Below are 10,832 nucleotides of genomic sequence, written 5' to 3'. Positions count from 1 at the left end.
CGCCGCCAACACCGGGGAATGACCAACATCAACTGACGCAGTGGGGGTCACTTTTCACCCGCCGGAATCGGCTCACTATTCAAGCGTCGCCGACAGGCTGTCACGTCGCTGCCTAAGTCCTCTCCGCGCGAGCGGGGGTAAGCCGCGCGTCAACGCGACCGAGTCGCTGCTCGGTACGTCCTCTCCGCGCGAGCGGAGGTAAGCCGTACGAGCTGATCACATCCGCGACGGGTAAGCCGTCCTCTCCGCGCGAGCGGAGGTAAGCCGTGACCGGTCAGGAGACTGAGCTGACGGGCTTCGTCCTCTCCGCGCGAGCGGAGGTAAGCCGGTCGTCATGCGGTGAGTGTTCCTCCCCTCCGAGTCCTCTCCGCGCGAGCGGAGGTAAGCCGGACCTGCAGAAGAAGGGCGTGGACAAGGCTCTGTCCTCTCCGCGCGAGCGGAGGTAAGCCGACCGTGAGTTTCCGTGAGAGGTCCTCTCCGCGCGAGCGGAGGTAAGCCGTTCGTCACGGGGATCGTCCACAACGACGCCCGGTCCTCTCCGCGCGAGCGGAGGTAAGCCGGGGCGCCCCTGACTGCTGCCAGGCTGGGAGGGGTCCTCTCCGCGCGAGCGGAGGTAAGCCGCAGATCGACAAACTGGCGAAGGATCTGATCAAGTCCTCTCCGCGCGAGCGGAGGTAAGCCGCCGCCGACCATGCTGCGGCCCTTGGACCACAGGTCCTCTCCGCGCGAGCGGAGGTAAGCCACCCTGACCCCAGGTGAGGTTGCGGCTGGTCACGTCCTCTCCGCGCGAGCGGAGGTAAGCCGTTGCTTCGGGAACTGAATGAGGTTGGCCGGGAGTCCTCTCCGCGCGAGCGGAGGTAAGCCGACCTGAACCTGGGCGGAATCTTCGCCATCGAAGTCCTCTCCGCGCGAGCGGAGGTAAGCCGGCCCAGTTCGCGTTGGCGGCGCCGAACGTGGTGTCCTCTCCGCGCGAGCGGAGGTAAGCCGATGGCCTGCTGCCGGTCGACGACCGCCCGTTCGCCCTCTCCGCGCGAGCGGAGGTAAGCCCAGGTTGGAGCGCCGCCCCGAGCTCATGCCGATGTCCTCTCCGCGCGAGCGGAGGTAAGCCGCGGACCAGGTGGTAGTCGCCGTCGGTGGGGATGTCCTCTCCGCGCGAGCGGAGGTAAGCCGGCTACGGAGAACCCGCGCCCGAGCCCGTGCGTGTCCTCTCCGCGGGTGAGGTCCTCTCCGCGCGAGCGGAGGTAAGCCGTTCGACCGCCTCCAGGACCACGTCCGTGACCTGTCCTCTCCGCGCGAGCGGAGGTAAGCCGCATGACCACGACCGGCCGTCGGGCCCTCCGGTGTCCTCTCCGCGCGAGCGGAGGTAAGCCGCATGGGGCATCTATTCGCGCTGCGTGGCTGAGGACATCGGGGCTGCGCGCGATGACGGCTCGAACATCATCACGACCACAATCTCGTCGGGTTCTGCGCACATAGTCATCAAAGAGACCATGTTGAGAAGGGGACAGATTCTTCCGGGCGTCGTTCCCGAGGGGGAGAACCGCAGATTCACGCAGGGCAAGGACCTCTTCAAGTTCTTCGTCTTCGACTACGAGCAGGCGGGCCAGTGCGCTAAGGACCTGACCTGGAGCTGTGGCTGGCTCGCCGCCGACATCCCGTTCCTGAAGCCGTTGGGTCGATTTCCGTGGCACGTGATTTTCCCAGGCGGGCAGCCCCGATCTTGTGAGCGGCGTGCGCGGATCCCGGTAGCAAAGTCGAAGCCCCGTCAGGTGCATCCTGGCGGGGCTTCTGGGTGGGGTGACGGCAGTAGTTGACGGCAACGTCAGCGGACGAAGGCAGTGCCGGGTGGCGGTTCGTCGCCGTCGCTGTGGCCGTCTCGGTGGTCTCCGGGCACAAGCGGTCCGCACTGGTCGGCGCGTCCGGCCGGAGCCAGTGGGTGACGTCCACCGCCAGCACCAGGCGCCCGTCGGCGGCCTGCGGCTGAGGAGACCGGCCAGCACCTGCCGCAGCCGGGGCACATCGACCTTCCCGCGGTTGAGCGCGTCGTACATCGCGCCGTGCCCGCACCGGTGCCCGGCCGTCAGTGTCAGGTCCACCGGCGCCGTCACCGGTCCGTCCGCGCACAGCAACGCATCGGTCAGCTCGAACAGCGTGTCCCCGCGCGCGGTCAGACAGTCGAAGAAGTCGTCCGGGAAGTGTGACGCCACCGCGAACGCTACCCGCCGGGCATCGTAGTGCAGCAGACGCATTTCCCCCACGGCCTTCGTGCTGGTCAAGTGCCTCGTTGGTCGGAGCACAGGATCAGACGGCGGCCGTGTTCACGTCCCTGGAATCCTCGTACGAGCGAGCGCGTTCGGGGCATCGTCCGAGGTCAGACCATAAAGAGCAAGCTTATGGAGCGGGCCGCCCACCGGTGGGGTGGGCGGCCCTACTGGGAGACGCGGTCAGGAGGTGGTGGGCTTGCTGGCGCGTTTCCGGGCCAGCCGCGGCTTGGGTTCGCCGTCGGCTGCTGGGGTGGCGGGCTTGGCGGCCGTGCGCTTTCGGGTGGTGCTCGACTTGGCGTCGCCGTCGTCGGCTGAAGGGGCGGCCTTGGGGCGGCGGATCCGTTTCCCGGCGGGCTCCGGCTTGGGCTTGGCCTCGGTCGGCGCGGCTGGGGCTTGCAGCTCGGGTTCAGGCGCGGCCTCGGGCACGGGGGCAGGCTCTGTGTCGGCTGAGTGCTCCGGGTCGTGACCGACGTCGTGGGGCTGCGTGTGGGCTTCCGGTCCGCAGTCGCGTAGTGAGGTTCCTGTCGTCACCGAAGACTCGTCCAGCACTTGGGACAGTGCGCTGTCGAATGCCTCTTCCCACGGTCGGTGGCCGACGTAGAGGGGTTTGGCGTCGAAGGCGGGCAGCAGCCTGTTGCTGATCGCGTCGTAGAGGACGGCCGCGGGGTCCTGGTCCGCTTCGAGCCAGCCGATGTGAACGGGAGTGTGCCAGCGGTGGCTGTACGGCAGGGGGGCGATGCCCTCGATGGGCTCGCGGTCGGCAGGCTCGGCGCCGCCGGTGGCCCACAGTTGGATGCTGCTGCCGTCGCCGAGGAGGCGCATGCCGATCCGTCGGTCGTGGGGGCCGTCGAGGCTGACAATGCCGTCGATGATCACCTCACTGACTTGCCAGTTGTCGGCACCGAGGGAGCCGGTGAGGGTTTCGGCGGTGGATTGGAGTGCTGAGGGCGCGAGTTGCACGACGTTCTTCTCCAAGAGGTCGTTGGTGTGGTGCGGGTCCCGCCCTTGTGGGCGGAGGCTTGGGGGTCAGGCCGGGATGGCTGCCAGGAGGGTGCGGGCGGCCTCGGCGATGCGGGGAGCGCCGGCTTCCTCGCTGCCGGCGTAGTTGCTGGCGATGCGGAGGGCGTCGCGGGCCTTGCCAACCTCGCCGTGGTTGAGGAATCGAGTGGCGGAGTCGAACTGGACTGCAGCGACCGTCAGGGCGTGCTCCTGGTCGTCGCACACGGCACGGTTGGCGAGTGCGCGGGCGCGGTTCGCCCACGTGCTGGCAGTGACGGCGGGGTCTGGGAGTTCGGGCTGCATGGTGTTCTCCGAGAGGCGGGTGACATCACTGCGGCCCCGCCCGGGTGGGCGGGGCCGCAGTGGGTCAGGCGGGGGCGATCTCGTGGGCCCTGTAGGAGCTGGGCATGTTGTCGGGGTCGCCGTCGAGGAGGACTCCGTAGGCGCCGAACTGGTCGGGGAGGCTAGTGATCGCGCCTAGGGTGCCGGCGGGGGCGCTAAAGGCACCTGGCCATAAGGCGGGGGCATCCACGGTGGTTCTAATGCGCTGGCCGACGAGGTAGTTGGTACTCACTGGGCTCCCTTCTGCGTAGGTGGGGCACCCCCCCTCCTTGCTCTTATTCTAGCTGCACTCGGGGTGGGGGGCAACAATTTTTTTACGAACCCCCTGGTCAGGAGGCCTACCTGACGGTTGCGAGCCGATCGACGAGCGCGAACGTTTCCTGCGCCGCGTCGACCGCTGCGATGTAGCCGAGGATCTGGTCGCGCTCCTCGAACAGGTGCGCCCGCTCCCGCTTTGACCGCTCGTGCAGGCCGCCGTCGGCGAGGGTGTCGCCGCAGGCGATGACCACGTTCGGGCCCAGGCCCCACACGATCGCGTTGACGGCTGCGCCGGCCGCCGAGAGTGGTTCGAGTTCGTTCAGCGCCCACTCGTAGTCGGCCGGGTCCGCCAGCAGGTGGCGTAGTTGCTGTGCGAGAGCGCGGAACATGCCGCCTGTGCCGCCGGCGGGTTCGTGGAACCGCTCACCCTTCTCGGGCGCCTCGGTGCAGGTCATGGCCGCCATGAGGTCGCACACCTCGGGGGGCGTGTGGTACTCCCCCAGGCCCTGGCGGGCTCCGTGCGAGCGCAGCGAGGTGATCGTCCAGGACATCACGTCGGTGTCGGAGCGGAGGTAGGGGTCGGGGTCGCCGGTCAGCTGCAGAATGCCGTAGCGCAGCGCCGTCTCGGTCACCCGGCGCACCGCGTACGCCTTCTCCTCCACGCTCTCCTCGGTCAGCCAGCCCATCAGCGGGGCCATGAGAGCTCCGAGGTCAGGGCGGTGGGCCCAGGTGTGCGCGTAGATCTCGCGGTAGCCCTGCAGGAGCTGCCAGTCGGTGGAGGTATTGATGATGCGGGTGATGTCCTCGGTGTGGCCCTTGATGGGGAACAGCGCCAGGCCGGCGACGATGCTGACGGGGATGTCGATGCGGTAGCCACCCCAGTTGGAGGCGTGCCAAGTGTCAGCGACGGCTTCACCGAGGCGCTGCCCGGCGTCGCGAGGGTTTCCGATGAGCAGCGGAGCGATTCGGCGCGGCGAGGGAATGGGGGCCTGGACGGACGGCAGTTCGACGCAGGGGTCGGCGAACAGGGCGCTGGCCTCGTCGTCGGCTGCGACGACCGAGCGGGGCGCGGACGCCGGACGAGGCACTGGGGGGACTGCGACCGGGCGGGGCGACTTGGGACGGGCGGCGAAGGTTGCCGGAACTGGGGTTTTCTCGGCGGCGGCGAACAGGTCGAGCTGCTCCACGAATTGCTCCTTCGGGTGAGGGCATGAAGGCGCCCCGCCACCCGGGCCGGGATCCGGCAGGGTGACGGGGCGCACGGGGGTCAGGCGATGGGATCCTGGCCGGTATCCTCGCCGCCGTGCTCATCGATGAGCAGGCGAACGACGGCCACCGGCACGTCGTAGAACAGGTGGCCGTTGTCAGGCTGGTCCCCCGTGGTGAGCCACAGCTCCATGTCGTCCTGCTGCTGCCAGCCGTCGGTGTCGGGGGCATCGAGGCTCTCGGCCAGGTAGACCTCTTCGAACTCGACGGCGCCAGGCTTGCCCTTGACACTGAGGCCATGTCCGTCGGCCATAAAGATCCGCTGGTTCATGCCGTTGGTGCCGTTCGCCGCGAGATAGTCGAGTCGGGTGATGGTCACGGCACGGTGACTCCGATTCCTTCATTCGATCGAATGGTGTGGCACATATAGGGCGGGGGCATGCCAACCGCCCGCCGGGGCCAACGGAGCGGTGGGGCGCTACGGGGAAGGCGGTGCGAGGTCAGTCGGACCAGGCAGCCTGGCCGACTTCGGTCCAGTTGGTTCCGTCGCCGTCGGGGACGAGGACGGCGATGTGGTCACGGTGGAGCACGTAGGCGTACTCCAGGTCTCTGCTGGCGGCGCCCTCCTGAGTGAGCAGTTCCCCGTCGAGCAGGTCGGCATCGTCGCCGATGTGGCAGAAGCACTCGCCGTCACTGTCGGACGCTGGAAGGCTGACCCAGCCGTTTGGGTGCTCATCGAGCAAGAGCCGGGTGGCGGCCTCGATGTCGCCGCCATGGACGTTGAGGACAAGGTCCCGCAGCAGCCATACGGCACTGTCGGGTGCGCCGTCCCGGTGCAGGTAGCGACCGGCGAAGCCGCCGCCGACGGGGCGGGCGATGATCGCGCGAGTGGGCAAGGTTGCCTCCGGTGCTGAAGGGGCCGGGCACCCGTGGTGCGGTGCCCGACCCGATAACGATGTGGCGATGCGCTCTCGAATGGTGTGGCACATCACTGCGGCCGGATCCCGGCTGGACCAGGCCGTGTCAGTCAGGTGGCGGTGCCGTAGCGCACCTTGAGGGCGTCCATGATCTTCGGCAGGATCTCGTGCAGCTGCTCGGGAACGTCCGTGTGGTGACGCGAGTCATCCAGCGCCCCCAGCAGGACGACCGGCCCGCGCAGGCAGTACGGCAGTTGCTTGACGTAGACGGCGTTGAGCAGCGAGGTCGCGTACAGGTTCTCGGACTTCCGGGCCGCTCCGTCGGCGTCGACGGCCACAGCCAGGCGGCGCGTGCCGTCGGGGCGGGCGTAGTGAGCGATCTCAACCCACCCGTCGATGTGCTCGCGCAGCGCCTCTGTCAGGCCATCGCCGGCGGGCAGTTGAACGTCGGTGAGGGTGCCGTCGACGTCGAGGCGGACGCCGCGAATGGTCTTGCTCATGACTATCTCCCAGTCGGTGAAGGGGGCCGCCACCGCGGTGACCCCCTGGGCGGGTCAGAACGGGCGGAGCCGCAAGGCGAGTTCGGTGAACACCTGACGGCCGATGTGCACCGCGTGGCCAGCGGCAAACTCGTCACGCTCGGCGCGGGCGGCCATCTCCACGAAGCACTTCAGAAGCACGTCGGGCATGCAGCCGATCCACGTACGGAACTCCTGCCCGTACCCCGCCGCATGCCAGGTCACGGTCAAGACCTGGCCGACGGTGATCGCGGCCTGGCCTGCAGCGTCAGCGGTGAGGCGGAAACGCTCCGCAAGCAGGGCTTGCAGGTGCGGGCCTTCAAGGACATCGGCGAAACGTTCGGTCACCTGGCCGGTCATGAGGGTGTACGGAGCTGCGAGAGGGTCGGTGCGTCCGGTGCTGTTCATGGCTTCCTCCAAGAGGCCGTGGTCCTGCAGGGACGACGCCAGCCGCCCGCCATCAGGTGGGCGACTGACGCAGGGCAGGTCAGGCGAACCAGATCTCCTGGTACGACTCCAGCTGCTCCAGGGCGAACGTGAAGTCCAGCGCGCGGGTCAGGACAAAGCTGGCTGCGTCGATCGGGCCGCGCTCGGGGTGGATGACCTGGAAAGTGATCTTGACCTCGTCACCCCCAGGCCGAGAGGTGATCTTCAGGACGGCCGGGTCGTTGGCGTAGCGGACATACAGGCTGTCGCCGACGAGGGCGGCGACAGCGTCTTCGGCTTCACCGAGGTTGGCGGCGAACTGGTCCAGCAGGGTGATCACGGGCTCCTCCAAGAGGCCGATCGTCGTTGCGGAGCGCCGCCCAGCCCTGCGCCTTGCGTCCACGTCCCCCGTGGCGCGCTTCCTTGGCGTCTTCGACACCGGGCGACTCCCCTTCCTGATCCTCTTATTCTACGTGCATTCCTGGTGGGGGCAAGAAATCTTTTCGCGTTTCACCTGGTCAGCTGGCCGTTCCTTGCATGGTTGATGGAAGCCGCGCCCCCGAGGGGTGGTCGCTGCGGGCGCGGGCCAGCCTTCGGGGCTAGTACGGGTGCTGGGCGGGCGTCTCGCCGTTGGCGGTCTGCTCTTCCAGGGCAACTCGGGTCAGGTGGGAGACGCCGGCGATCAGCGCCTTCAGGAAGTGCTCGTAGCCTTGGGGACCCGCGGATGCCGCCGCCTGGTGAAGGGCTTGGCAGGTCGGCAGGTCGCCGTTGACGTAGGCGGTGATGAATCGCAGTGAGAAGTTGCGTGCCGGGTGCTGGGGGCCTTCGGCCGGGTCGGGTGCGGCCAGCGCCCACAGGAGCTGCGGGCTCGGGCCCGTACAACCGGATGAGGGCCTGTCGTGCAGCTTCAGCGAGGCCGCAGCACACGCCGTACATCTCGCGGCCGTCCATGGCCGCGGCAATGTCGCTCCTCGCCGGCGCGACCTGGCTGAAGTCACCGTTGGCGGCGCGTAGTTGGACGAGCTGGGTGCGGCTGGGAGTGTCCATGGTGGCCTGTGCTCCTTCACGAGGGGTGGTGGGGCCGCGCCCGCAGGGGTGATCACCGTGGGCGCGGCCCGGTTCGGGGGTCTGTCAGGAGCGGGGCTTGGGCAGATGGCCGACGTGCCAGCCGCCGCAAGTGCGGTTGCGACACGGGTAGGCGGCCAAGCGCACGGCGCCCTTGGCTATCAGCCGGTCGCAGTGCTCCATGGCTTCTTTGCGGGTGTCGTGGCGGCGCTTGCCGGTGCAGGCGCGGCTCTTGGTTCGGATCACCGCGCGGCTGCCGGGACGGTGTCGGGTTTCTCGCAACCGGGGCAGGGCGGTTGCGGCTGCTGTGAGTTGCCGGGATCGACGACGCCCACAATCAGGTCGCCGCAGAGGGCCCAGGAACCGTCCTGGGCGTGGTCCCGTTTGTGGACGTCGCTTTCGGTGCTGGTGCGCCACACCCACTCGTCGCGCTGCATCAGACAGGTGACCTCGACGGGGGTGTGGCCGACGTGTCCGGTGGCGGTGTGGGACAGCTCGCCGGGGCGGCTGGTGGGCCGGGGGGCGCCGAACTCGGTGGCGCCGATGGCGTGCACCCACTGCTGGAACACGCCGTCGCCGGGGTAGTACAGGAACACGCGCAGGCCGAGCGGGTCGTCGCCGGTGGCGACGCCGAGGTGGTCGATCTCGATGCTGTCTGCGGTCAGGCCAGGGTGGGAGCTGGCCAGGACGGCACCGGCGATCATGGGCTGCAGGCTCTGGCGCAGGGGGCGCGGGGTGGCGGGATGGGGCATGGTCCTCTCCAATGCGGGATGGCGGGGCCTGCCCGCCCCGGTCCGGGGCGGGCAGGCGAGGGTTCAGGTGGTGGCGAATTCGAACTGCAGTTGCCCGGGCCCGTTGGCCTTGGCTCTAGCGTTGGCCTCCGCCTCCTCCTTGCGGCGCGCGGTCATCTCGCGGACCGCTTGGCGGCAGGAGGGGCAGGGGCTTTCGCCGTGGCGGGTGTGGTCCTTGGCTCCGGCCTCGGTGCCGCAGGAGGCGCGCAGTTTCGGCTCGGCCAGCTCCTCGTCGCTGACGTCGTCGAGGGCGTCGATGACTTCGCCGTTGCACCACAGGCGTCCGCCGGCGATGCCGTCGAACTTGGCCTGGGCCGGTTTGACGGTGGCGATGCACAGGGCCCGGAACGGGCACGGCCCGCAGGTGGGGAGCTGGGGCCCGCACAGGCGCTTGAGGTCGGCTCCCGTTTTCCAGTCGTCCTCCGTGACGGTGAAACCGTCACGGAGGTGGCAGGGCGCGCGAAGGGCCCACCCGCCAGTCACAGGACTTCTTTGATGCACTCGCCGATATGCCGGGCCACGTTGACCGACACCGCATTCCCGCCCTGCATGGTCTGCTCAGCCTGGGTGCCGAGGACGACGTACCGATCGGGGAACCGCTGGGCTCCCAGTTGCTCGCGCGGTTTGAGCATCCGGAAGTGGCAGTCCTCCACAGCGGGCGCGGTGTTCAGGAGTGCAGCCGAGTCGCGGGTGGACAGCGTGTGAACGGGCTCGGCGGCGGTCTTTACGGCGGCCTTGCGGTACGGGATGACAAGGGTGTTGCGCAGACCGGGCGGGACGGCCCCGCCGGGGACGACCAGGCCGTGATGGTTGCCCTGGGCGGTCACGCTGGTGATCGGCTCGGTCGCCAGCGCCGGGTTGGCGTTTTGCCGGTAGGTGATCACAAATGGCTCTGGGTCGACTGCGACCAGGGCCTCGCTTTCGCGGGTCAGCCGGGTACGCATCGGGTCGGCGACGTCGCTGCACGCGGTGTTCCAGCTGCCGCCGGTCGGCACGAGCAGCGCGTCGCCCTGCTTGATGGTGCGGGTGGAAAACGGCCGCTCGGCCACCGCGTATGCCCGGTCGGTGCCGTCCTTGCCGTGGTTGACGGTGATGGAGGACGGCTGATGGGGGAACTTGGCCAGGCCCGCCCGGATGCGGTCCATGGTGGTCTCCACCAGCGGCTTCTTGCGGTCGCCGATGCGCTGGCCGAGGTCGTCCCAGTTGATGACGGAAGCGGCCGGGCGCACGTACGGCTCGACCTCGGCGTGACGGCAGCGCCTGTTGGGGCAGCGGTAGCTGTAGTCGCGCCTGTACTTGCCGACACGAACGCTGAGGTCGAAAAACACCTGCTTCGCGTGGACGTCTTTGCCGCACTCGAAGCAGAACGCCAGTGGGCGGGGCTGCAGGTCCGGCTTGGGCATGCCCTTGAGGCGGAAGACGATGTAAATGCGGTCCCTCCATTGCGGGGCCCGCAGGTTGTCGTCATCGCCGATGTGTGCGGAGGTGACGCACAGAATCTGCGGTGCCTCGTAGCCCTGCTCCCTCAACGCCTTGACCCAGGACTTGAAGTTGACCCAGAGCAGCGCGAATTCGACGACGTTTTCGATCACGACGTACGGGAACCGGTTGGCCTCGCAGGCCCGCACGACGCACCAGGCCGTGGCCCGGGTCCTCTCGAACGCTTCCGGGGTCAGCGCCTTCCAGTCCTCTGCCTCGTCGTCGTCGAGGTGTTCGAGCGCATCGAAGAGGTCGAGCTGATCAGTGGGGTGAATATTGCCGCCGGCCGGGCTGACCTCGGTGCAGATGATCGACGCCCACAGCAGCAGGGCGCGGGGCAGGAACCGCATCGGGTAGCCGGTGACGTCGGCTGTCAGGTGCTCGATGCCGGGGTGGTTGGCGGCGTGGGAGTCCATCGCGGTCTGCCAGTGGTTCATGGCGAGTTTGCCGCGCCATCCGGCCTCCACCAGGCCGGAGGAGGACCCGCCGGCCCCGGCGAGCAGGTCGTTGAATGTCAGCTGGATGTCGCGGGGAAGAGTGGCCAACAAGGTTTGCTCTCCAAGAAGT

General features: G+C 68.6%; 14 protein-coding genes, 1 pseudogene and 1 CRISPR repeat array. Of the genes and pseudogenes, 1 reads left to right on the top strand and 14 read right to left on the bottom strand.

Annotated elements, in window-relative coordinates; translation table 11 throughout:
* Positions 1-116 precede the first annotated feature (116 nt).
* Positions 117-1,231: a CRISPR direct-repeat array (repeat unit 29 nt; unit sequence GTCCTCTCCGCGCGAGCGGAGGTAAGCCG).
* Between the two features lie 163 nt (positions 1,232-1,394).
* Positions 1,395-1,814: a hypothetical protein gene (locus ABZX90_RS41570; RefSeq protein WP_355213476.1), complete on the top strand. Its 420-nt coding sequence runs from the start codon at positions 1,395-1,397 to the stop codon at positions 1,812-1,814.
* Between the two features lie 79 nt (positions 1,815-1,893).
* Here ABZX90_RS41570 and ABZX90_RS41565 read toward each other — a convergent pair.
* The 14 genes and pseudogenes from ABZX90_RS41565 to ABZX90_RS41500 all read right to left on the bottom strand — a co-directional run.
* A pseudogene (locus tag ABZX90_RS41565) lies at positions 1,894-2,249 on the bottom strand (transposase); the annotation flags it as partial.
* A gap of 195 nt (positions 2,250-2,444) precedes the next feature.
* Entirely contained in the window at positions 2,445-3,239 is a 795-nt protein-coding gene (locus ABZX90_RS41560; RefSeq protein WP_355213474.1) for a hypothetical protein, read from the bottom strand.
* A 51-nt stretch (positions 3,240-3,290) separates the two neighbouring features.
* Positions 3,291-3,566 carry a hypothetical protein gene (locus ABZX90_RS41555; RefSeq protein ID WP_355213473.1) on the bottom strand — a complete coding sequence of 92 codons (276 nt, stop codon included), beginning with the start codon at positions 3,564-3,566 and terminating at the stop codon, positions 3,291-3,293.
* Positions 3,567-3,943: 377 nt separating this feature from the next.
* Positions 3,944-5,050: an N-6 DNA methylase gene (locus ABZX90_RS41550; protein WP_355213472.1), complete on the bottom strand. Its 1,107-nt coding sequence runs from the start codon at positions 5,048-5,050 to the stop codon at positions 3,944-3,946.
* A gap of 80 nt (positions 5,051-5,130) precedes the next feature.
* Positions 5,131-5,448, bottom strand: a complete 318-nt coding sequence (locus tag ABZX90_RS41545) for a hypothetical protein (RefSeq protein ID WP_355213471.1) — start codon at positions 5,446-5,448, stop codon at positions 5,131-5,133.
* Positions 5,449-5,569: 121 nt separating this feature from the next.
* Positions 5,570-5,965: a hypothetical protein gene (locus ABZX90_RS41540; RefSeq protein ID WP_355213470.1), complete on the bottom strand. Its 396-nt coding sequence runs from the start codon at positions 5,963-5,965 to the stop codon at positions 5,570-5,572.
* Positions 5,966-6,096: 131 nt separating this feature from the next.
* On the bottom strand, positions 6,097-6,486 hold the full coding sequence (locus tag ABZX90_RS41535) for a hypothetical protein (RefSeq protein ID WP_355213469.1): 390 nt from the start codon (positions 6,484-6,486) through the stop codon (positions 6,097-6,099).
* Positions 6,487-6,540: 54 nt separating this feature from the next.
* Positions 6,541-6,912: a hypothetical protein gene (locus ABZX90_RS41530; protein WP_355213468.1), complete on the bottom strand. Its 372-nt coding sequence runs from the start codon at positions 6,910-6,912 to the stop codon at positions 6,541-6,543.
* 79 nt (positions 6,913-6,991) lie between these two features.
* Positions 6,992-7,282 (bottom strand): hypothetical protein, encoded by a 291-nt coding sequence (locus tag ABZX90_RS41525; RefSeq protein WP_355213467.1) that lies wholly within the window; start codon positions 7,280-7,282, stop codon positions 6,992-6,994.
* Positions 7,283-7,529: 247 nt separating this feature from the next.
* Positions 7,530-7,892 carry a hypothetical protein gene (locus ABZX90_RS41520; protein ID WP_355213466.1) on the bottom strand — a complete coding sequence of 121 codons (363 nt, stop codon included), beginning with the start codon at positions 7,890-7,892 and terminating at the stop codon, positions 7,530-7,532.
* A gap of 169 nt (positions 7,893-8,061) precedes the next feature.
* Positions 8,062-8,241 carry a hypothetical protein gene (locus ABZX90_RS41515; protein WP_355213465.1) on the bottom strand — a complete coding sequence of 60 codons (180 nt, stop codon included), beginning with the start codon at positions 8,239-8,241 and terminating at the stop codon, positions 8,062-8,064.
* Complete coding sequence (locus ABZX90_RS41510) at positions 8,238-8,747, bottom strand: hypothetical protein (protein ID WP_355213464.1); 510 nt, start codon at positions 8,745-8,747, stop codon at positions 8,238-8,240. Before ABZX90_RS41510 ends, ABZX90_RS41515 begins: the two co-directional genes overlap by 4 nt.
* A 63-nt stretch (positions 8,748-8,810) precedes the next feature.
* Positions 8,811-9,269 (bottom strand): hypothetical protein, encoded by a 459-nt coding sequence (locus ABZX90_RS41505; protein WP_355213463.1) that lies wholly within the window; start codon positions 9,267-9,269, stop codon positions 8,811-8,813.
* Positions 9,266-10,810 carry a DNA cytosine methyltransferase gene (locus tag ABZX90_RS41500; protein WP_355213462.1) on the bottom strand — a complete coding sequence of 515 codons (1,545 nt, stop codon included), beginning with the start codon at positions 10,808-10,810 and terminating at the stop codon, positions 9,266-9,268. Before ABZX90_RS41500 ends, ABZX90_RS41505 begins: the two co-directional genes overlap by 4 nt.
* Positions 10,811-10,832 lie beyond the last annotated feature (22 nt).

It is taken from the genome of Streptomyces sp. NPDC002935 (assembly GCF_040611295.1).
Lineage (GTDB): Bacteria > Actinomycetota > Actinomycetes > Streptomycetales > Streptomycetaceae > Streptomyces.
The sequence above is the reverse complement of the archived record's forward strand: the minus strand, read 5'-3'. Positions and strand labels throughout refer to the sequence as shown.

Bases quoted from the DNA above. Each gene is read 5' to 3' on its own strand.
- ABZX90_RS41555 (WP_355213473.1), bottom strand. From the start codon at position 3,566: ATGCAGCCCGAACTCCCAGACCCCGCCGTCACTGCCAGCACGTGGGCG.
- ABZX90_RS41535 (WP_355213469.1), bottom strand. From the start codon at position 6,486: ATGAGCAAGACCATTCGCGGCGTCCGCCTCGACGTCGACGGCACCCTC.
- ABZX90_RS41530 (WP_355213468.1), bottom strand. From the start codon at position 6,912: ATGAACAGCACCGGACGCACCGACCCTCTCGCAGCTCCGTACACCCTC.
- ABZX90_RS41510 (WP_355213464.1), bottom strand. From the start codon at position 8,747: ATGCCCCATCCCGCCACCCCGCGCCCCCTGCGCCAGAGCCTGCAGCCC.